The following is a 21,736-nucleotide window of genomic DNA, read 5'->3' as shown; positions in this document are numbered from 1 at the left end:
GAAAAAATTACTTAGTATATCTAGATGAAAGGTCTTTTGCTACAGTAGTTAACGTATCGATAACTTCGTCTGTAAGTTTACCTGCTTTTAAAGTGTCTAGCACATCTCTGTGTTTAGCATTTAAAAACTCCAGGTAGTCTCTTTCAAATTCTTTAACCTTATTGATAGGCACATTACGTAGCAAGTTTTTAGAACCTGCGTATATAATTGCGATCTGATCTTCTACAGTAAATGGTGTGTTTTCACCTTGCTTAAGAATCTCTACGTTACGCTTACCTTTTTCAATTACACTTAATGTAGCAGAATCTAAATCTGAACCAAATTTAGCAAAAGCTTCAAGTTCACGGAAAGCTGCCTGGTCAAGTTTTAAAGTACCTGCAACCTTCTTCATTGATTTAATCTGTGCATTACCACCTACACGTGATACAGAAATACCCACGTTAATTGCAGGACGTACACCAGAGTTAAATAAATCTCCATCTAAGAAAATCTGACCATCTGTAATCGAGATTACGTTAGTAGGGATATACGCAGAAACGTCACCTGCCTGAGTTTCAATAATAGGAAGTGCTGTTAATGAACCACCACCTTTAACGATAGGCTTTAAAGTGTCTGGAAGATCGTTCATATTCTTAGCGATATCATCATCTGCAATTACTTTTGCAGCACGCTCTAATAAACGAGAGTGTAAGAAGAAAACGTCTCCAGGATATGCTTCACGTCCCGGTGGGCGACGTAGTAAAAGAGACACCTCACGATAGGCTACCGCTTGCTTTGATAAATCATCATAAATAATTAAAGCTGGACGGCCAGTATCTCTAAAATACTCACCAATTGAAGCACCTGCAAAAGGAGCATAAACCTGCATAGTTGCAGGATCTGATGCATTTGCAGCAACAATGGTGGTATATGCTAAAGCGCCTTTTTCTTCAAGTACATTAGCAATGTTTGCTACAGTAGAAGCTTTTTGTCCTATTGCAACATAAATACAATATACAGGCTCACCTGCATCGTAAAATTCTTTTTGATTTAAGATCGTATCAATACAAACAGTAGTTTTACCTGTCTGACGGTCACCAATTACAAGTTCACGTTGACCACGACCTACAGGGATCATTGCATCAATAGATTTAATACCTGTCTGTAATGGCTCTGTTACCGGCTGACGATAGATAACACCTGGCGCTTTACGCTCAAGTGGCATCTCATAAGTTTCACCTTGTATAGCTCCTTTACCATCTATAGGCTGACCTAAAGTGTTTACAACACGTCCTACGATACCTTCACCTACATTAATAGATGCGATACGCTGGGTACGTTTTACTGTAGCACCTTCTTTAACCTCTTTAGAAGGACCTAAGAGTACAACCCCTACGTTATCTTCTTCTAAGTTTAATACAATACCTTCAAGACCTCCGTCAAATTCAACGAGTTCTCCGTATTGTGCGTTAGAAAGACCGTAAACACGGGCAATACCATCACCTACGGTAAGTACTGTTCCTACCTCATCTAATGAAGCTGATGCTTCAAAGCCTGAAAGTTGTTTCTTTAATATTGTTGAAACTTCAGCTGGTTTTACTTCTGCCATTTTGTTTGATATCTAATAAGTCTTTGTTTAACTCAAGACTTAGTTGTAATTATAAACGATTACTAAACTCTTTTTGTATTTTATCTAATTGGTTTGCAACTGTTGCGTCGTATTGCACATCACCTACTCGTAATATAAACCCACCTATAAGGCTAGAATCTATATGATGCTCAAGAGTAACATCTTTACCGTCTGTTATCTCCTTAACTTTTGCTAGAACTTTTTCCTCTAAGGAAGCATCCAGTTCAACAGCAGTTGTTAAATGTGCAACAACAATACCTTTAGATTTATTGTAAAGGTCAACATAACTTGATGCTACATCTCCTAGAATTGCAGTTCTTTTTTTGTCAACTAATAATTCTATAAGACTTGTTGTACTCAAATCATATCCACTAAAAATTGCAAGCAAGGATGCGCGCTTATCATCAGATTTTATAACCGGACTCTTAAGCACATTTCTTAATTCTTTACTCGCGTTGAGGGTTGCCTCAATAGATTTCATATTACCAAAAACAACTTCAGCAGTACCCTTTTCACTGGCCTGTTCTAAAATTGCTTTTGCATAACGTATTGCTGCTCTTGAAGACATGAACTACTTTTTTAATTAATTAAGGGTAGCGTCTTGCAGCATCTTATCTACATACTGCATTTGTTTATTTTTGTCTGAAAGCTCTTCCTTCACTACTTTCTCAGCAATTTGTAAAGAAAGCTCTGCAACCTGACTTTTTAACTCAGCAACTGCAGCGCGCTTTTCAGCAGCGATTGCTTCTTGAGCCTGAAGGATAATTTTATCTGCTTGAGATTTTGCATCTCCTTCTGCTTCAGCAATCATTTTTGCTCTGATCTCACGAGCTTCTTTAAGCATCCCATCACGCTCTTCACGAGCTTGCTGTAATGCTTTTTCATTATCTGCCTGAAGGTTCTGCATATCTATGCGTGCTTTTTCGGCAGCTTCTAATGCACCTTGAATACCTTCTTCACGATCATCTAATGATTTAAGAATAGGTTTCCAGGCAAATTTTACCATTAGTAAAATAAGCACTAACAATAAGACTGTTTGCATTATAAACAGTCCCGGAGAAAAGTCATTTAATAATTGATCCATAATGTGATCGTGTTTATTGTTTGTTTAATTAAAACTCAAACCCTGCAACCAACCGTTACAGGAAATTGAGTTTTGATTTTTTGTTTGGATTATTTTCCTAAGAAAAGTGCACCAAATGCTAAACCTTCTAAAAGTGCAGCGATGATAATCATTGCAGTTTGGATTTTACCGGCAGCTTCTGGCTGACGAGCGATACCTTCCATAGCGCTTCCACCAATTTTACCTAAACCAATACCAGCACCTAATACGATTAAACCAGCACCTACTAAATTTGGAACCATTGTTTCCATAATTAAAAAATATATAAATAATTAAACAAAAATTAATTTTAAATGAAATCTGCTCTTACATCTTCTGCATCCACATTATCGTGACCGTGTGCATCGTGCGCGTGGTCATGATCGTGATCATGCTCTGCAACCGCCATTCCTATAAATAGAGCAGAAAGCATTGTGAAGATATAGGCTTGTAGAAATGCAACAAGCACTTCTATTAATGTTATAAATAAAGACAACACAAATGATAAAAGTGTTGATCCCGCTGGTGTTAATTCTCCTTTAAGCGTAATCATAATTGCAATAAGACTCATAATTACAATGTGACCCGCAGATATGTTTGCAAATAATCGAACTAAAAGTGAGAAAGGTTTTATAATAAAAGCTCCCACTAATTCGATGACTGCTAATACCGGACGTATTAGGTAAGGAACTCCAGGCATCCATAGTATGTGCATCCAGTAGTCTTTGTTACCACTAAATGTATAAATAATCAATGTAAATATTGCCAAAGCTGCAGTTACTGCTAACTGTCCCGTAACGTTAAATCCAAAGGGTGTTAAACCTAATAAATTCAAAATCCAGATGAAGAAGAATACAGTCAATAAAAACCCTGTGAATTTTCTGTATTTCTTCTCGCCGATATTAGGACGTGCTAACTCATCACGCACATAAATAACAAGTGGCTCTAATACTCTACCAAAACCTTTAGGAATTGTTCTCTTTTTGTATTGTCTCGCCAATGACGAAAACCAAATCAACATTAATATTCCTATTACAAGAATACCTACTACACTTTTTGTAATAGATAAATCTAAAGGCATATGTGCATTTACCGGATGGTGATCCTCTCCCATCTCAACAGTCTCTGCGCCTTCTTCTAATTCGTAAATTTTATCGTGAAGATTTACAAATCTGCTTCCACCTGCTTCAACCACTACTTCACCGTTGATATCGTGATGAAAAGCAGAAGACATAAATGCTGCAGGACCATTACTTCCCCATACAATAACAGGTAATGGTAAACCTACAGAATGACGTACACCATCATCACCTGTATACGAATACAAATGAAAATCGTGAGAATCTTTAATGTGATGTTGAATATACTCATCAATCTCTTCTTGAGTATCCAACGTGCCAGCATCATTACTTTCTGCAACGCTGTGTTCCTGAGCCGTAGCTGCGTTTCCAATGGTTAGAAACATCAAAACGGTTAAAAATTGGATAGGTAATTTTGCTATCTTCATTATTATAATTTCAAAAATAAGGCTTGCTAAAATTTGCTGCAAAACTAAACATTTTATTCAGAATAAGAATCATTTTAAAACAAATAAACAGCTAAGCATTTCTATTTAAGATTTTTGTAATGGCAATTACCTCATAAATCAAGTAAATAAATATGGGTATCAGCAAACTAAGACTTTCAGCTTTGCTTAAAACCACACCCGAAAACAGGGTGTTTTTGAACACTAAACAGAACATTCCTATTTTACCAATCATTGTTGCTAAATATATAAACCCTAACTGATCTGAAAATCGCTTTGAAAAGCTTGCTATAAGTTCAAAACCTACGCATATTACTAATGTTGCGATTGCCTGAAATAAATAAATATTTAATAACGAAAACGGGTGTTCAATTTCTAAACTGCTCAATACGGCAGTGTGGATAAAATATCCTAATAAAAAAAGAGCTGCAATTATTAGAAAATAGGTGATTAGGCGCTTTGTAAGCATTATTTGTTGAGTTGTTTTACTCCCCGAATAACGATATACATCGATAAAAATACAGCGAGTAAAGTAATGGTTGATTCTAAATATGTGGTTTCAAACTTGGTGTCTAACCAAGATCCAAGGAGGTTACCTAAAAAAATAGTTCCTCCCATTTGAATAGCTATTGTTGAAAATTTTGCCCAGGTGCTAAGCTGATTTTCCGGTTTCTTTTCTGACATTGTTTGAAAGATTTTTTACTCCATTACCCATTTCACAACTCGCATTAAAATCTGCTCCCGGCTCTACAGCAAGTCTTCCTGTAGAAACATCGCCATTTACAACTGCACTTGCACGTAAATTAAGAAGTTCTTCTACTTTTAAAATCCCTTCTACTTTGCCTTCAATATCTGCATCTTTACAGATGAGAGTTCCTTTTAGAAGTCCGTTTTTACCTATGACTACTTTTCCTGTACTTTCTAATTTACCTTCTAATGATCCGTCGAGTCTAAAATCTCCTTGTGATTTTACATCCCCTACAATAGAGGTGCCATCACTTATTCTATTTTGTTTACTTCCTTGATCTAGATTATTTACAGATTTATCTTTTCTCATCGTATTACTCTACTTCTTTGTTTTTAAATGCTTCTATATTTTTATGTATCTGAACAATTCTATAATTGTCTGCGCTTATTACAACCGGTTCCGTTTTAACTGTAGTAGATTCAGATTCCTTTATTTTTTCAGCAAAAAACATCGCGTCTGCTGCAGTCTTAAAACCGTGTATTACAACAAAAGTCGTGTTTGAATCATACACATCCTGAGATGTGAAAATGGCTGAAGCCCCTTGTTCTTTTATTAACTGTGTAAAGAAATCCTTATACAGATTTACCTGCTCTAAGTCTTGCTTGTTAATTGCATAAAGTAATTTAAAACTAAGTGACTGAGAATCTGGTGCAAAATCAGCACTTTTCAATTGTGGTAGCGCCTTTTCAATTAATTCTTTAGCACGTTTGCCTTCCTCTTGATTAGGATAATTTAAAGCAACATAATTTAAAGCTGCTTCATATGCTTCAAAGCCACGATATCTACCGATGGCTGTAGCTTTTAATAATTCAAATTTTGGCACAAAAGAATCTCCTGCAAATTCGTCAATATAACGATCTGCATTCACAATGACTTGTTCAAAGTTTTGATTTTCAAACTGTTTATATAAATTATTATACAAAACCTCTGGGCTGTCTGCATCTTTAGCCAGCACTTTATCAGGATTATTAATTATACTAGCGTATCGAGTATCTGCATAATTGATAAGTATATCATTTTTATACTTATCTCTGTTGAATGCTTCATTCTGAGAGGCATACAGCTGGTAAAGATTATATTTTGCTGGCAGTATTAGACGTTCTTCAGGATCATTTTGTAAAAGCGCCTCTAACCGCTGTATAGCTAGCTGAGGCTCTTTTAATTTTTCTTTGTAAATAAGTCCAAGTTGATAATAAGCATAATTACGTGCTGTGCTTATGCTATCTATTACAGGTTGTTGAGAGGGTATTTTTGAAATGTAAGTATCTACAGAATACAAACCGTCTTCCGTAAGTTTTAACTCGTCTTCTCTTCCTGAAGCTACTTTTTCTTCTTGCAGTGCTCCTTGTTTACTTGATATACGCCAGTTATCTTCATTAGCTCTAGCTCCCCATCTGGATTTAAAATCTAATTTACCTTGTGCAACCTGTACTGGGTTATAAAAATAAAATACACTTCCTGTCGCGACCTGTGTGTCTGGAGTAAAGAATTCATTATTAGCAATAGTAGCTTCAGCGATTGATGCCGATATAGAATCCTTACTTCGTTGCTCCTTTAATTGAAATATATAATCTTCAAAATAGCTTTTACGGTCTGCAGAATTCATTGCAACTAATTTTAAAATGCTATCGTTGCGTGTAGAAATACCTTCATAAAGTATAACGTCATTAAGATTTGTACGTTTCTTGTAAATGTCACGAAATTCTCGGGTATTTTCAGGAATAAAAGACAATGTACTGTCATAATAAGCACCTGCTTGTAGATATTCCGAATTGTCAAAATTAAGTTCGCCAAGACTTAGGTAATTCCGTGAGACTAGAAAATTATCAGCACTTTTTGAGGTAAGAGATTTATTGAAATAAGAAACTGCGGAATCTTGTTGTCCCACATTTAGATAAAACTGCGCAAACTGATAATTTATAATATCCAGATAAGGTCTGTTTTCCCTATTGCTCTCTAAATCTGTAAGCAGTTCAAAAAGTTGCTGTTGATCCTGAGATTGGTAATCAAAATTTGCAATCTTATTCACATAGGCATTAATCATATATCGTCGTGGCGACTTGCGATTTAAATCAATTACCTTATCGTAATTGGCGTTTGCTAACTGAGGTTGATCTACTAAATCATACAATTGCCCTTTAATAAAATAATACCTGCCTTTCTCTTCATTTTTACGAGTTAAAAAGGCCGCTTTTTCAATATACACCAGCGCACTATCTATGCGGTTTTCTGTAATATAACCTTGCGCTAACATGGCAGATGCATCTGCATAATCCTGTGCATCAAGTTCTTTTTCTTCTTTGAGAAGTTTGTGAAGTTGCTCAATAGCGATTTTAGTATTTTCTAATCTAAGATCTGTTTTTGCCTTCCAAATTTTTGCTTGAGCGATATTATTACTGGCGGGATAATAGGCGAGAATATAATTGAAGGCTTCAAGGGCACGAACAAACCGCATATCGTAATAGCGGGATTTTCCTAAAAGCATAAAAGCTTCATCCATTTGCGGATTGCGCTCAGAGCCATTTATTTGCATACTGTGCTTTTGAATGGCTTTAATAGCTTTTTCTTCAGCAATTTTAAAACTTGGATCTACAGCATCTCCGGGTAAGGGAATGTACTCTGGATTTTCTAAACGCTCAACCGGTAAAATAGACCAAAAATTATCTTGATACCCATTAATAAGAGCATCACGACCTTGCTCAAAGGCTTGCCTACCGTTAAACAGCGTATTGTATTCCGTAGTAAGTGCGTGAAAATTTCTACTTAGAAATTTGTCTTTTTTACGCGAGCACCCCACAAGAGCACTCGCTAACACTGCTAAGATGAGTATTTTTTGTACCTGAGTTTGCAAATCTAGTTTAGTATAAAGCAATAACTGCAAAGTAGCAAAATTAGTATGAACGGTTTAAATAGCTATTGAAATAAATTTAATGCGTCAAAATTGATTACCTAAACACGCTTTTTAATCACATTAGCATTAGACATTTTCAGCCACAGTATCCTCTTTACTAAAATAAGTCTCTAACTCCTTCAGCGTAGCTTCAGAGGTTCTAATATCTCTAACTACACTTCCTTTTTCCAAAACCACAATGCGCTCGCATACTTCTGTAACATGAATAAGATCATGACTAGAAACTAACACCGTTATATCTGTATCTTGAGCTAGTTTTTTAATAATGCCTTTAAGTCTAAACTGCGTAGTAGGATCGAGATTTGCAAAAGGCTCGTCAAGAATAATCACCTCAGGATTTCCTATTAAAGTGGCAACGATACCTACTTTCTTTTGGTTTCCTTTAGAAAGATCACGCAGGTATTTACGTTTGCCTAAAATCTCATCATTAAAGAAATCTGCAAAACCGGCTAGTAATGCATCAACATCGGCTTTGTTTTGACCCCGTAACTCTCCTATAAAATAGAAGTATTCTTCCGCAGTTAAATAACCTATTAAGAAGCTTTCATCTATAAATGATGCGGTGTGTGATTTCCAAGCTTCGCTCTCATTAACCTTAGCTTCTCCATTTTGAATATATCCTGTAGTAGGTCGTATAAGATCTAATAGCGCACTAAATAGTGTTGTTTTTCCCGCGCCATTGTTTCCTACAAGACCAAAAGCTTCCCCTTTAGGAATATTAAGTTCTTCAATTTTCAAAACGGTAACTCCGTTATAGGCTTTTGATAAATCGTGAATATGTATCATATTGTATAGTTCTTTGTTCGTGGATGATAATTGTTTTTCCCTTTTTGTTAGACTAAAAAGAGATTAGTTCTTTTGTTTGTAGGCTGCGATGGTTTTATATTTTTCGGCTTTATACACACTTTCAATTTTTTTGAACATAAAATCTCTAAATGCAAACCCTGCCAGACCGGCAAGCGCGACTAATGCATAACCTAAAACGGGTCCTAGTGTAAAATGACCTAGTGCATACAAAGCAATGGGCAGCAATAATTTAGGCACAGTGATCAAAAGAGTTTTTACATTAAAAGAAGAGCTGTCTCCAAATGCTTTTTTATTACTCGTTAAATCTATTGGAGTTTTGATATAAGCACCGCCCAGCAGAACCACGTGGCCATTAACACCCATATTAAAAATGCCTCCTACAAGAATGGCTGCGTAAGCTTCCCATCCAAAATAGAGGTAAAAAGCACCCAGAACCGTAGATATAGCTGTGGCAATTACAACCAGCATCCATTTTGACTTTAAATATTCCTGATACTTAATATTTTGAGTCATCATTAAGGGATAATACGAACTATCCCAGCTAGGTACAAACTGACCAAAACTGAACATAAATCCGCCAGAAACAAATATACCGGCAAATATCTTCATAAATGGATTGTCATAACTTTCAATTCCGCCAGAGAAAAATAGAAGACCGTAAAAAAGAAATACCACACTCATAATCAATGTAGTACGCGATCTTTTATTGCGTTTTATGAGTTTTATATCATTTTTTAAAAAACTAGCCGTTTTTCCGAATCGATCCAGCCAGTCAAGATTTTCGGTTGATGCCATCTGAGCTTTAGTAGCGAGCCCTGCATCTAAATAAAGTCTTTTTAAGAAAAAGCTATGTGCAACTTTATATAAAACTACAACCACTACAACCGGAATTATAAATAGCCACACATAATCATAAAGACCCTGAAAGTAAGCACCTATATACGGAGTTACATCAAATACCTCATAATATTGTAATGCTCCAAAAGCTGCAATTACAGTCGCAAAACCTACAACCAGAGCAAGAGCGTCGTTAAGAAATACATTGATAAAATTATTTATATAAATCATCGCTAAAATGCCAATATGCCAAGTAATTACATGCAAAGGATCATAACCTTTAATGAGCAATACCACACTAAAAGGAATAAAGAAAAATGCGTGGATACAGTTAAAAAAGGAAACCATTGTTTTGCCTAATGCAAAATCTACGATCTTAGATTTTTTAAACGGAAGTATAAGTAGCGGTTTAATATTTACCACCGGCATTTTTTGTAAAAAATATTTGATGAGAAGATCTACAACCAGGTAGTAAATTAGAAAACGATTTACGGTTTGCAGCGGCTCTAATCCTGCCTTTTCCAGGCCAAAATAGGCTCCTACACCCGCCATAGAGAATATTCCAATAAAATAAAGCGCTCCCAGCGCCATAAATATTTTAAGAATAATATTTGTTTGAAAAGCAGCAGATCTAAAAAAGCTTTTCCATTCTAGATTGAGAAAGTGTTTAATCATCTAATTTATTTTTTGGCTTATGGTCATACCATTAGTGTGAAAATTATAAAAATGTTACGCTTCATAACCATCATGCTTTGTATTTTTGCCAAAATTTTTAAGCAATGAGCGATTTTCACGCACTTACTATACAAGATATTACACGCGAAACGGCACAAGCTGTAAGCATAACATTTGGTGTTCCTGACGCACTAAAGGAGCAATTTGAATTTAAAGCCGGGCAGTATGTTACTTTAAAAACCGAAATTGAAGGGAAAGAAATACGCCGTGCATATTCTCTATGTTCAACACCTCAAAGCGGTAAACTTAAGGTTGCTGTAAAGGAAGTAGAAGGTGGTACATTCTCTGTGCTGGCCAATAATAAATTAACAGTAGGTGAGTCTCTTGAAGTTCATCCTCCAGAAGGCAAATTTTTTGTTGAAACCAATGCTGATAACAATAAAGATTACGCAGCATTTGCAGCAGGAAGTGGTATAACGCCAGTACTATCTATTGTAAAAACGGTTTTAGAACAAGAATCTAATAGCAGATTTGTTTTGCTATACGGAAACAGAACAATCGAAGAAACGATTTTTCATAAAGAGCTTTTAGAACTTCAGCTAAAATATCCCGAACGTTTATTTTTAGAATTTGTCTTTAGCCGAAAGCAAGAATCAGATTCTCATTTTGGACGTATCGAGAATGCAACAGTTAATTATATACTGAAGAACAAGTTTAAATCTCATGATTTTGATCAGTATTTTTTATGTGGTCCTGAAGAAATGATTAAAGGGGTTAGCGCTATTCTTGCTGAAAATAATATAGCTGAAGACAAAATTAAGTTTGAGTTATTTACCAGTTCAAATGACGGTGCAGAAATCGCTGAAGCTTTAGACGGTGTAACCCAACTCAAAATTGTGGTTGACGATGAAGAGTTTGAACTTACAATAAATCAAGATAAAATTGTTTTAGATGCAGCTTTAGATAATGACATCGATGTACCCTATTCTTGTCAAGGAGGTATTTGTAGTAGTTGTATAGCTCGTGTAACAGAAGGAACAGCTGTGATGCGTAAAAATCAAATTCTTACAGATGGTGAAGTAGCAGAAGGATTAATTTTAACCTGCCAGGCATTAGCTACCTCAGCAAACTTGACAGTTGATTATGATGATTTATAGAGATTAAATTATTCTCCTAAAAAAAGCACCTCAGATTTTAATCTGAGGTGCTTTTTTTTTAATGTATTCATATTTCTGGCTAGATGAATCGCTGAATAATTTTTTGAAGAGGCTCAATAGATGTTGTGTGTTCAATTGTAGGTCCCGCAACCCATACTGTTTTATAAGTTGCTCCTGCCGCTGCTTTAGTAACCATATTAGTCCCTTTTAAAAAGCGCAGCATCTTTACATACTTTTTAAGCCATTTATTTTTATTCAATAGGCTTTCAATCCACGATTGTTTTGTACCTATTTCCTGTACATAAGGTGTATTAATGACTGTACAAGGCGTTCCACTTATTTTTTGAGTAACTACTATATCTTTTGCCCCATAAGCCACACAAGCCTCTTTGTATTCTTTAGAGACTCCTGCTTCTTCTGATGCAATAAAAGGACTCCCAATACTTACTCCTACTGCACCATAACTCATCTTCTCCTCCAGCTCAGATTTATCACCTACCCCACCGGCAGAAATCACAGGGATTTTTAACGCTTCATTAATCTCTTTTGTCAATTGTTTAGGTGACCTATCTCCTCGATGACCTCCCGCTTCATTGTTGACAGCAATTACGGCGTCACAGCCTAATGCTTCTACTTTTAGGGCTTGTTCAATATTTACAACGTCACAGAATACAAGAATTCCCTTTTTGTGCGCTTCTTCAATTACTTGTTTAGGATTTCCTAGCGATGTAATTATAAAATCTACACCCATCTCGCAGCATACCTCTAATTGATCTGGAAATTTAAGATTGGATTTATTTACAATTAAATTGAAACCAAAAGCTCCATTTTCTGTTTTTGAGGCTTTTAATTGAGTGATCGCTTCTCGCAGCTCTGGAAGTGTACGATAATTTAATGCAGGAATACATCCTGCAACTCCTGCTTGCATTGCTGATTTTACCATTGCTACATTAGAAACTAAAAACATAGGAGCAACAATAATAGGGTGCTCAATGTTAAGCAGTTGCTTGAGTGTTTTTTTCATAATATTCTAATCTAGAAGTGCGTAAATGCGTTTTAAAACTTGCTCTGGCAATATGGTATGCATGACATTTTCATATCCTTGTGGAACTTTATTACCGTACACAGATGTGGGTATCGCAGGATACATCTCACGATCTGCAAGTAATTGATTTTCTATTGATTGTTTGTACGGTGCAAACCCCAAATAAGGATGTGTAACACCCCAAATCGTAAGTGTAGGAATCCCAAAAAGTGCAGCCAAATGTCCATTTCCACTATCCATGGCAAGCATAGCATCTAAATGAGATATCAAGGCGATTTCTTCGGAAAAACTAAAGCAACCTGCAACACTACATACAGAGTCATATTTTGATGCCAATAAATTTAATAGCCGCTCTTCTTCTTTACCACCCCCGAAAAGAATTATTTTATAAGGCTTTTCACTTAAAGCCGCTAAAACTTCATCGAGTAATTCTAAAGGGTATTTTTTACCATCGTGAGCCGCAAAAGGTGCAATCCCTAACCATTTTTGAGGTTCATTTCCTAACATTGCTCGCACATTATTGCTTAAACTCTGCTTTGCTAGAATCTCACTTCCATCAAGTTGAATGGGATAACCTATTTTTTTAAAAACTGAAGCATATCGCTCGTGGGTGGTTAATAAAGGTCTAAAATCTTTATTTGCAGATTTTGTTAGTGCTTTTTTCTCAGTCCGGCCTTTATCTATTTGAGCGGTGTAGTTTCCGCGCAAGCGAAAAAAAGATTTTAAAACATGCGATCTTATAACACTATGTAAATCTGCAATTGCAGTAAAACGCTCGGGCTTGAGATCCTTAAAAAGTTTATAAAGACCTAATGCACCTTTGTATTTCGTTTTAACATCGGCCCCATAGAAATGAACACGCTCAATAGATTGAAAAAGAGGCGCAAAAAAAGGTTTTGACACCACAGTTATTTCCAGATCAGGATATTTACGTGTTAAAGCAATTAAAACCGGAATGGTCATCGCCACATCACCCATAGCAGAAAAGCGTATGCATAATATATGTGGCGATTTTAGTGCCATTTATGAGTTTCTGTTCTGGTTACGCAATACTGGATTTAGCTCATCATCGTTGTACATTTTCATTTGCTTGTAAACTTTCATGTACTTATCTCCATTGCGAATATCAATGATAAGTGTGTCTATGGCGGCACATAAATCTACCCGTTGCTCTAAAAGTATATCTAGTTTTTTCTGGCAAGCATCTTTATGGTCATCTGAAGCATCCTGACGGTTTGCTTCTTCTTCCATATGATAAATTTTAAGGGTAAGAATAGATAGGCGATCTAATGCCCAAGCCGGACTTTCTGTATTAATCGTTGCATTATCATTAGGCTCAATATCCTTATATTCTTTAAGAAAATAACTGTCTATATACTCCACCATATCTGTACGCTCCTGATTTGAAGAGTCTATTTGACGCTTCAATTTAAGTGCTGCAACAGGATCTATTTGCGGATCACGTATAATATCTTCATAATGCCACTGTACAGTATCGATCCAAGCTTTACGGTAAAGTAAATGTTCTAAGAAATCTACGTCTGTATCAAACGGATTTTTAAAAGGCTGGTCTACATCATTTTTAATGTGATAATCATCGACAGCGCGCTCAAAAATTCGCTTTGCGGTATGTGTAATCATGGTATTCTATTTTTCTAATATGTGTAAAAATTCTGTTGTTGTTGTGGCTTTATGATTTCTACTTTCAGTTTTATCTGCTTTAAACCGCTGATATTCTGTAGTTACTAAATCATATTTACCATAACGCTGCATTATCTTTTTTACAAGTTCTGCAGGCATTAATCCTTCATTATTATAGCTTAGAAAGATTGTATTAAAATTTGCAGAAGCGATCAAGTTATCAAATGCCTGTTCTACTTCTAGTTTACTACAAAAGGCACTTTTTGAATAGTCGCGCAGACCTGTTTTGCCTCTAGGTACAAAGGTATCTTTTTTTGCAATAGTATTTAGTAAATGGTAATTAGCCCCGTATTGTCTCGCATTGTAAGGAGGGTCTAAATATAAAATGTCACCTTCAATACTTTGAATGAGCGCATTACTATCTTCATTAAATACCGTATGTGAGCCATTTGTACATTCAAAATCTGCAGCTTTAAGTACTAAGGCTTTTTGAGCAGATTTTTTAATCTTTTTTAGATATGCTCCATACACAGATGCCGTATTTGCAACTTTATCTGCACTTTCTAATAGAGAGGCCAGAAGAAAAAAATAGAGATCTTCATTGATGCTATTTGAAATGTACCACTTCTCAATTTGCGTGCGTATAGCATCTATTTTTTTTCCATTCTCTGCAGAAAAATAAAGTCGGTTTGCCGCTCCAGACTCGCTATAGGTTTGATATATAAATCCGCTTACGGGTTTTAAATTATTTAGTTCTTCAAGATATTTTTCAGCATCTAGATTAATATTATTGCCTATATAGTTTCGATTTAAAACATAGCTATAATATTCAAGGTCATTTGCTATTACCCCTTTTACGAGCGGTTTAAGTTTGCGGCCTACGCTGCCCGTGCCTGCAAAAAGATCACAGCATATTTTTGCAGACAAATCGGTTCCACAAACAGATTGAATGTTAGTGAGTAACCAATGAGAAAGTTTATGTTTTGAACCTATATAATTCATTTAATCGCCCAGATTATGTCTGAATATGCAGGTTTTGTTTCGGTTATATGTGGCCGCTTTAAATTGGATATATCGAAGGTTTCTACATACTCTTCAATATGAGTTTTAAGCCATTCGATTTCTGCTTTTAACTTATAATGATCTCCATCTTCACTGTAAACAATAAGGAACAATCTGTTTTCTATATGATACCGTCTACCTGTACTTTGATTGAGGTAAAGCCACTTAATAAGTTTTTGTTGATGCGACATGGCAAAATCAAGATCTCTCCCAAAACCTTTAGGAAATTTTGAAGTCTTAAGATCAAACTTTATTCCTTGGATGCTAAAATCAACAAGCCTATCTTTTTTATTCTTAGCAGCATCTACCCCGTCAAGTTCAATAAATACTTGCTCTACAGCACAAGCACTCCAGAAATTATACCAGCGATTAACTGTATAATAAAAGAAATGTTTTTTGTTTAAACGGTGTTTATCTACAGTTTCCTTTATACGCTCGAGAAGCGCTTCAAACTCTTGAATATTATATATAAAATTGCTGTATTTATCCCAAACATCGTTTTGTTTCCTAAACCAAATATCTCTGTAAGGCCACCGCTTTTTGAGCTCCTGCTCAAGTTTTACTAAATCTAATTGTGCCAAAACAATAAAAATAAAGGGATGAGTAATGCAAGCCATAAAAGCATTTCTTTAAACCAGAAACTCTTATGTTTTTCAATATAAGTAGCACTAATTATGGCTAACGGGCCAAAGATAAAATACAATTCGCTACCATCTCGTAAAGGGGCTAAAAAGAGTATAATTATTAAAGCGACTGCAGAGCTTATTAAAATTAAAAAATAAGAAGCTTTTAATGTTTGGGAAGCATCAGAAATCTGTGAAATGTAAAATGTACCACACCATAAATAAAGTGCTAGGAAAAATGAGGCCGGTAATAATAGACTTAGCGAACTATAAGCTGTAAAGTCTAAGGTGGGGAGTTGCACATAATTTAATGCAAAATCTACTACGCCATCTGTGTACATACTGTACGTAACGGCAATAATAAGTACAGCAAATATCCCTGTAAAAGGAATTAACCAGTTTCTATAATCTAAGCGCCCATAAAATAAGATGGCAAAGTAAAGTACAATCAAAAACAAAAAGCTCCAGAAGAAAAACAAGGATGCTATAGTAATCCAGAAAGCGGCGTCAAAGACTTTTTTACTAAAATCATTAGAAGACTTTAAACTTATAATGCGTCGTAATGCTAAGAGAACAAATGCTCCCGAAATTATAATATCTGAATTAAAGAATGTAGTAGGTACTGCAAATGAAAAACAGACAAAAAGATAGACGATATACGTGTTACGCTTAGTAAGCGTGTTTTTTTTGACCACAAAATTAAGCACACCCAATGAAAACAAATAAACGAGCAGAATGAAAAACTGGTTTATTATAGTGTACGCTGTTAACTCATAAAAATCTGATAATACATATAGACCCGAAAAATAAATAAGCACTGCAATTACAATAATTGCAAAATTTATAGGTTTTGAAACGCCAAAAAAGCTTGTAAGCATCTTAGTTTTTTATATTTTTGCACCGCACAATAAGACATTGAACGTGCGACTTCGCTAATAACGATGTAAAAGTATACAATTATGGAATTGAAAGATTTATTTTACGGTATTCAAGATTTTTTTGTGAATGTTGCTTTAGCGCCGTTAGATGCAATACGAGAATTACAAGATAGTAGCTGGATTGCTGCAAATTTGCTGAACTTTGTATTTATCTTAATAGCTGCTGCTGCATTTACATACTGGACTTTACAATTAAAGAAATTTGATAAAGACGAGCATCACAACTTGAATAAATAAGCTCTTCACAAAATATAGAATAATTAAAAAGCCTGCTATGAGCAGGCTTTTTAATTATTTGATACTGCTACAAATCAAATCCAATATCTGTTCTATAATTCATTTTATCAAACGAGATTTTCTTTATATTCTCATAAGATGTGTTCAACGCTTCTTTAAAATCTTCGTGTAATGATGTTACTGCCATAACGCGTCCTCCAGACGTGATTACTTCTCCATCTTTTAATGAAGTACCTGCATGAAAAACGAGAGAGCTATTTACCTCTTCAGAGCCAGTTAATTTCAAACCTTTATCATATGCTTCAGGATAACCACCACTCACTAGCATTACAGTTGCTGCATATCTAGGATCCAGATCAAGAGTAACCTCATCTAGCTTTTGAGCAGCTACCTGCTCAAACATAGTAACCAAATCATTTTTAATACGCGGAAGCACAACCTCTGTTTCAGGATCACCCATACGTACGTTATATTCTATAACTTTTGGTTCATCTCCTACTTTTATTAATCCTATAAAAATAAATCCTTTATAATCAATATCTTCAGCAGCCAGACCTTCAACAGTAGGTTTTACAATACGATTTTCAATTTTTTCCATTAAAGCCGCATCAGCAAACGGTACCGGCGATACAGCTCCCATACCACCAGTATTTAACCCTTTATCTCCCTCACCTATACGCTTGTAATCTTTTGCTGTAGGAAGTGTTATGTAGTTTTTACCATCGGTAAGTACAAAGACGCTAAGCTCTATACCATCTAGAAATTCTTCAATTACCACCGTTTCACTGGCTGCACCAAATTTCTTATTAGTAAGCATGTCTTCTAATTCTGCCTTTGCATCTTCTATATCTTCAAGAATAACAACGCCCTTACCGGCAGCTAGCCCATCTGCTTTAAGTACATAAGGCGGATTAAGCGTTTCTAAAAAAGCTTTTCCTGCCTCAAGGCTTTCTGCTTTGAAGCTTTCGTAGGCGGCAGTAGGAATAGAATACATCGCCATAAATTCTTTAGCACGTTCTTTACTTCCCTCTAATAATGCACCTCTCTTTGATGGACCAATAACGGCTATCTTTTCTAGAGACTTGTCATTTTTAAAAAAGTCGTAAATACCATTTACAAGTGGGTCTTCTGGCCCCACAACCACCATCTCAATGTTTTCTGCTAATACAAGTTTTTTAACAGCTTCAAAATCATTTACACTAAGGTCAACATTTGTCGCGAGTTTTGCCGTTCCGGCATTACCAGGAGCAACAAACAAGCGTTCACACTTAAGACTTTGAGCAATTTTATAGGCAAAGGTATGTTCACGACCACCAGAACCCAGAATTAGAATATTCATCGTAGTAACTTGAAATTAGATTAAGCCTCAAAAATAAATGTTTGTAAATTGACCTACTAATTTTAGTCTTGTGAATTTAACCAACCTTAGTTTATCTCTTAATGGCTACGATATCGCTTCTGCTAAAAAGGAGCTTGATATTTTAAACAAAAAGGTTTTACAAAATACTGAACGCTATAATGCTCAACACAAAGCAGCTATTTTAGATTTCCACTTAAAAAATAACGAATTCTATAGCCGGTTTGTCTCTGATAAATCTACTGAATGGGATGCACTACCCATCATATCTAAGTCAGATTTACAAATCCCTCTAAATAAACGGCTCTCAGTAGGCTATTCTAATAAAAACTGCCACATCCATAAAACTTCAGGTTCTTCGGGTACTCCATTTATTTTTGCTAAAGACAAATACTGCCATGCACTCACCTGGGCGTCTATTCAAAATTTATATTTGACGCAAGGTATTGAACTCAAGACGTCGTACGAAGCACGTTTTTATGGAATTCCGCAAAGTGGAATTTCGTATTATAAAGAGCGTTTTAAAGACTTCTTAAGCCATAGATATCGCTTCTCGATATTTGATTCTTCTCATCTTAATTTTGAAAATTTTATAGCCAAGTTCAAACACAATAAATTTGGACACCTCAACGGATACACCAGTACGCTACTTTTATTTGCTAAATACCTCAATAAAAAACAACTTATTTTAAGAGATATATGCCCCACTCTTACTCACTGTATTGTTACTGCAGAAATGCTTCTCGAGTCTGATAAACAATTTTTAGAACATCAATTTGCAGTACCTGTAATCAATGAATATGGCGCTTCTGAGACTGGTGTGATTGCGCTGGGTACAGCTCAACACTCTATAAAAATAGACGAGGCTTTAATATATGTAGAGATTCTTGATACATCTAATAACCCGGTACCAGATGGAAAAAGTGGTAAAATTATAGTTACATCTTTTTTTAATAAAGCTCATCCCTTTATCAGATATCAACTAGGAGACATCGGTGTAATAAATCGTGATAGCAATGGAAATAAAATACTTACCAGTCTGGAGGGCAGAATAGGAGATTATGCAGTATTACCAGATGGCAGTAAGATACCTGCACTCGCTTTTTACTATGTGACTAAAAACGTTATTGATGACAGTGGTAATGTAAAAGAATTTGTTATTGACCAGCAAGCACCCAATAGTTTTAAAATTATTTATGTAGCTGAAAATAAACTGTCTGAAAGTCAACGAGCTAAAATCAAAAAAAGTCTGTTGACCTATATCAAACAATCTGTCACTATAGAGATTATACAAAAATCATCATTAAACCGAAGCAATCGTGGTAAGCTGAAGCAATTTACCCGTAGTTTTTAGCTATTTTTTATATTTCACGTAACCCAAATAGCTCCAACACAACATTAAATAAAGACTTTTCAATACTGAGATGTTTTCTACCTCTCGATATAATTGCCATTGATATTTGACTACGTCAAGTTTATTCCGTGAAAGTGAGTTTTTACGAATTCTATAAATAGCCAATGGTTCTTGAATGCCATATGCAAAATCGATTTTTTTTAGATACTGCAACCACAACCCCATATCTTGCCGCTTTCTCATAAGTGGCATGTAACGCTTACCTAGTTGGTTAATATTTATAAATACGGTGGAGCAAATGATAGAATTACTTTTTAAAATATCGCTATAACAGACTTTCTGCGGCACAATAAAAGGTTCTAGAATAGGCTTTAGCTTCTCATCGACACGGACTGCTGATGTAAAAACAAAACTTTGATTTTGAGCAAGGCATTTTTTGAGAAAATCTGGCAGCCAGAGATCGTCTGCATCAATAAAAGCCAGATAGTTTCCGCGGGCATTTTTAATTCCAATATTCCGAGCGTGAGCTGCTCCCCTATTGTGCTTCAGTCTATAATATTTTATTCGCGGATCCAGTTCTTGAAAACCTAAAATGATATCTTTAGTTTGATCTGTAGAAGCATCGTCAACAAGTAGTAATTCCCAATCTTCTAAAGATTGATTTTGAACCGAATGTATGGTTTCAGCAATATACTTTTGGGCATTAAAACAAGGAGTAACAATAGAAATAAGAGGGTTTTGAGCACTAGTAGGCCTTTGTATCTCCATAAATCACTTTAATAAATGTTTTTGCGATTATACGCAGATCCATCAATATAGACCAATTTTCAACATAAAATATATCAAAGCGAACCCGGTTTTTTATATCGCGCTTACTTTCTATTTCTCCTCTATAACCACTTATTTGAGCTAACCCAGTAATTCCCGGCTTAACTAAGTGTCTAAGCATAAATTTATCTATTTGAGTAGCAAACGAGTGCGTGTGAGCCACCATATGCGGCCGAGGTCCTACCACAGACATATCTCCCATAAGAACATTATAAAATTGGGGCATCTCATCAAGACTTGTTTTACGTAAAAAACGACCCACTTTAGTGGTTCGTACATCAGTTTTACTCGCCTGCAAATCATTTGCTGCTGTATTGACTCTCATAGATCTAAATTTATAGCAGTAAAACTCTGAGCCTCCTATTCCGTTGCGTTTTTGTTTGAAAAAAATGGGCCCTTTGTTATCAAATGCTATGAGAAGTGATACCAAGGGAGTCAACCACGATAGAATCCCAATAACAACAATTAAGCTGATGGTAAGATCTAAAGAACGTTTTAAAAATAAATTAACAGGAGTATCTATAGGTAACGTGCGTAATGCTAAAATGGGTGTAATACCATAATACTGAAACTCCATTTTCTTTGTAAAAATCTTCTTATTATCAGGTAGAAATTTAAGGCTTACAAGATTATTATCTGCAAACTGAATTAACGCTCTAATCTGTTTGTTTTTAAGCTCTGCAATGGAGCAAAACATCTGGCTAATATCATTTTTCAAAACAAAATCTTTGATGTATTCTATGTCAATCTCAGGATCGAGCACATCTAAATTCGCTATGAGTTGAAATCCATAAGCCGGATTGTAATTAAAAAAGTTTTTTAAGCGCTCGGTTTTTGTGTTTTTCCCAATAATTATCACACGTACCATATCACCACCTAGCTGTTTTCTAAATCGTTTACGCACATTAAAAATGGTGATTTTTAAAATTGCAATAACACCCATGCTCAGACAAGTATATTCAAGTACAGCGCGTACAGAGGTATTAATTTCATTAAAAATACCTAGAAAGGTAAATGAGCATATGACTAATAAAAAAAATTGTCTGGCAATTATAGTGAGAATACGTACTAGCGGGGTAAATCTGTAAATTGAGTAAAAACTAAAACCATATGCCGTGATTAACCAACTAACGGTAATAAATACCGCAAATAGTAAATAACTGTGCGAGGAGAAATCAAATAATTTAGCAAAGCCTATTAAAATAAGAATATCTATACTTGCAATTATAGGTTGTACTAGATAATTATGTTTTGTGTCATTTACAATCATATACAGCTAC

The 21,736-nt window shown here is 35.3% G+C and carries 23 protein-coding genes; 3 read left to right on the top strand and 20 right to left on the bottom strand.

Features of this window, described 5'->3' with window-relative positions:
• Window positions 1–7 precede the first annotated feature (7 nt).
• The 11 genes from atpA to ABVM53_RS07090 all read right to left on the bottom strand — a co-directional run bounded on the left by atpA (window position 8) and on the right by ABVM53_RS07090 (window position 10,214).
• Entirely contained in the window at window positions 8–1,588 is a 1,581-nt protein-coding gene (gene atpA, locus ABVM53_RS07140) for a F0F1 ATP synthase subunit alpha (RefSeq protein ID WP_128756121.1), read from the bottom strand.
• A gap of 49 nt (window positions 1,589–1,637) precedes the next feature.
• Window positions 1,638–2,177: an ATP synthase F1 subunit delta gene (gene atpH / locus ABVM53_RS07135; protein WP_405330703.1), complete on the bottom strand. Its 540-nt coding sequence runs from the start codon at window positions 2,175–2,177 to the stop codon at window positions 1,638–1,640.
• 15 nt (window positions 2,178–2,192) lie between these two features.
• Window positions 2,193–2,693: a F0F1 ATP synthase subunit B gene (locus ABVM53_RS07130; RefSeq protein ID WP_128756119.1), complete on the bottom strand. Its 501-nt coding sequence runs from the start codon at window positions 2,691–2,693 to the stop codon at window positions 2,193–2,195.
• Between the two features lie 89 nt (window positions 2,694–2,782).
• A complete protein-coding gene (gene atpE, locus ABVM53_RS07125) occupies window positions 2,783–2,983 on the bottom strand; it encodes an ATP synthase F0 subunit C (protein WP_164916274.1) in 201 nt (66 codons plus the stop codon).
• A gap of 38 nt (window positions 2,984–3,021) precedes the next feature.
• Window positions 3,022–4,218, bottom strand: a complete 1,197-nt coding sequence (atpB, locus tag ABVM53_RS07120; RefSeq protein ID WP_371455464.1) for a F0F1 ATP synthase subunit A — start codon at window positions 4,216–4,218, stop codon at window positions 3,022–3,024.
• Between the two features lie 91 nt (window positions 4,219–4,309).
• Window positions 4,310–4,705, bottom strand: a complete 396-nt coding sequence (locus ABVM53_RS07115) for a DUF6168 family protein (RefSeq protein WP_405330702.1) — start codon at window positions 4,703–4,705, stop codon at window positions 4,310–4,312.
• Window positions 4,705–4,920: an AtpZ/AtpI family protein gene (locus ABVM53_RS07110; RefSeq protein WP_128756116.1), complete on the bottom strand. Its 216-nt coding sequence runs from the start codon at window positions 4,918–4,920 to the stop codon at window positions 4,705–4,707. Before ABVM53_RS07110 ends, ABVM53_RS07115 begins: the two co-directional genes overlap by 1 nt.
• Window positions 4,889–5,293, bottom strand: coding sequence for a polymer-forming cytoskeletal protein (locus ABVM53_RS07105; protein WP_128756115.1), 405 nt, complete (start codon window positions 5,291–5,293; stop codon window positions 4,889–4,891). The genes ABVM53_RS07110 and ABVM53_RS07105 overlap by 32 nt, the downstream gene beginning before the upstream one ends.
• A gap of 4 nt (window positions 5,294–5,297) precedes the next feature.
• Window positions 5,298–7,865, bottom strand: coding sequence for a tetratricopeptide repeat protein (locus ABVM53_RS07100; protein WP_405330701.1), 2,568 nt, complete (start codon window positions 7,863–7,865; stop codon window positions 5,298–5,300).
• A gap of 96 nt (window positions 7,866–7,961) precedes the next feature.
• Window positions 7,962–8,681 carry an ABC transporter ATP-binding protein gene (locus ABVM53_RS07095; RefSeq protein ID WP_405330700.1) on the bottom strand — a complete coding sequence of 240 codons (720 nt, stop codon included), beginning with the start codon at window positions 8,679–8,681 and terminating at the stop codon, window positions 7,962–7,964.
• A gap of 63 nt (window positions 8,682–8,744) precedes the next feature.
• On the bottom strand, window positions 8,745–10,214 hold the full coding sequence (locus ABVM53_RS07090) for a DUF5687 family protein (protein ID WP_405330699.1): 1,470 nt from the start codon (window positions 10,212–10,214) through the stop codon (window positions 8,745–8,747).
• Between the two features lie 104 nt (window positions 10,215–10,318).
• On the opposite strand from ABVM53_RS07090, the gene ABVM53_RS07085 reads away from it, so the two are divergent.
• Complete coding sequence (locus ABVM53_RS07085; protein WP_405330698.1) at window positions 10,319–11,371, top strand: 2Fe-2S iron-sulfur cluster-binding protein; 1,053 nt, start codon at window positions 10,319–10,321, stop codon at window positions 11,369–11,371.
• 79 nt (window positions 11,372–11,450) lie between these two features.
• Here the strand turns inward: ABVM53_RS07085 and ABVM53_RS07080 are convergent, their stop codons facing one another.
• Genes ABVM53_RS07080 through ABVM53_RS07055 form a run of 6 tightly spaced genes read right to left on the bottom strand, consistent with a single transcriptional unit; the run spans window position 11,451 to window position 16,620 of the window.
• The gene (locus ABVM53_RS07080) at window positions 11,451–12,395 is read right to left on the bottom strand and encodes an NAD(P)H-dependent flavin oxidoreductase (RefSeq protein ID WP_405330697.1); all 945 of its coding nucleotides are present in this window, start codon (window positions 12,393–12,395) and stop codon (window positions 11,451–11,453) included.
• Between the two features lie 6 nt (window positions 12,396–12,401).
• Window positions 12,402–13,439, bottom strand: coding sequence for a glycosyltransferase family 9 protein (locus ABVM53_RS07075; protein ID WP_405330696.1), 1,038 nt, complete (start codon window positions 13,437–13,439; stop codon window positions 12,402–12,404).
• Complete coding sequence (locus ABVM53_RS07070) at window positions 13,440–14,057, bottom strand: DUF4254 domain-containing protein (protein WP_405330695.1); 618 nt, start codon at window positions 14,055–14,057, stop codon at window positions 13,440–13,442.
• A 6-nt stretch (window positions 14,058–14,063) separates the two neighbouring features.
• Window positions 14,064–15,059 (bottom strand): DNA adenine methylase, encoded by a 996-nt coding sequence (locus ABVM53_RS07065; protein ID WP_405330694.1) that lies wholly within the window; start codon window positions 15,057–15,059, stop codon window positions 14,064–14,066.
• A complete protein-coding gene (locus ABVM53_RS07060) occupies window positions 15,056–15,700 on the bottom strand; it encodes a hypothetical protein (protein WP_405330693.1) in 645 nt (214 codons plus the stop codon). Before ABVM53_RS07060 ends, ABVM53_RS07065 begins: the two co-directional genes overlap by 4 nt.
• Complete coding sequence (locus ABVM53_RS07055; protein WP_371455476.1) at window positions 15,688–16,620, bottom strand: DUF6427 family protein; 933 nt, start codon at window positions 16,618–16,620, stop codon at window positions 15,688–15,690. Before ABVM53_RS07055 ends, ABVM53_RS07060 begins: the two co-directional genes overlap by 13 nt.
• Before the next feature lie 81 nt (window positions 16,621–16,701).
• Between ABVM53_RS07055 and ABVM53_RS07050 the strand changes: the two genes are divergently transcribed.
• Window positions 16,702–16,917: a DUF6341 family protein gene (locus ABVM53_RS07050; protein ID WP_371455477.1), complete on the top strand. Its 216-nt coding sequence runs from the start codon at window positions 16,702–16,704 to the stop codon at window positions 16,915–16,917.
• A 67-nt stretch (window positions 16,918–16,984) separates the two neighbouring features.
• Here ABVM53_RS07050 and purD read toward each other — a convergent pair whose 3' ends face one another.
• Window positions 16,985–18,256, bottom strand: coding sequence for a phosphoribosylamine--glycine ligase (gene purD / locus ABVM53_RS07045; RefSeq protein WP_405330692.1), 1,272 nt, complete (start codon window positions 18,254–18,256; stop codon window positions 16,985–16,987).
• 70 nt (window positions 18,257–18,326) lie between these two features.
• On the opposite strand from purD, the gene ABVM53_RS07040 reads away from it, so the two are divergent.
• Entirely contained in the window at window positions 18,327–19,628 is a 1,302-nt protein-coding gene (locus ABVM53_RS07040) for a phenylacetate--CoA ligase family protein (protein WP_405330691.1), read from the top strand.
• Here ABVM53_RS07040 and ABVM53_RS07035 read toward each other — a convergent pair whose 3' ends face one another.
• Entirely contained in the window at window positions 19,629–20,396 is a 768-nt protein-coding gene (locus tag ABVM53_RS07035; RefSeq protein WP_405330690.1) for a glycosyltransferase family 2 protein, read from the bottom strand.
• The gene (locus ABVM53_RS07030) at window positions 20,374–21,726 is read right to left on the bottom strand and encodes an exopolysaccharide biosynthesis polyprenyl glycosylphosphotransferase (RefSeq protein WP_405330689.1); all 1,353 of its coding nucleotides are present in this window, start codon (window positions 21,724–21,726) and stop codon (window positions 20,374–20,376) included. Before ABVM53_RS07030 ends, ABVM53_RS07035 begins: the two co-directional genes overlap by 23 nt.
• Window positions 21,727–21,736: the final 10 nt, after the last annotated feature.

This window comes from Leeuwenhoekiella sp. LLG6367-2.1, from assembly GCF_045055775.1.
GTDB classification, from domain to species: domain Bacteria; phylum Bacteroidota; class Bacteroidia; order Flavobacteriales; family Flavobacteriaceae; genus Leeuwenhoekiella; species Leeuwenhoekiella aequorea.
The sequence above is the reverse complement of the archived record's forward strand: the minus strand, read 5'-3'. Positions and strand labels throughout refer to the sequence as shown.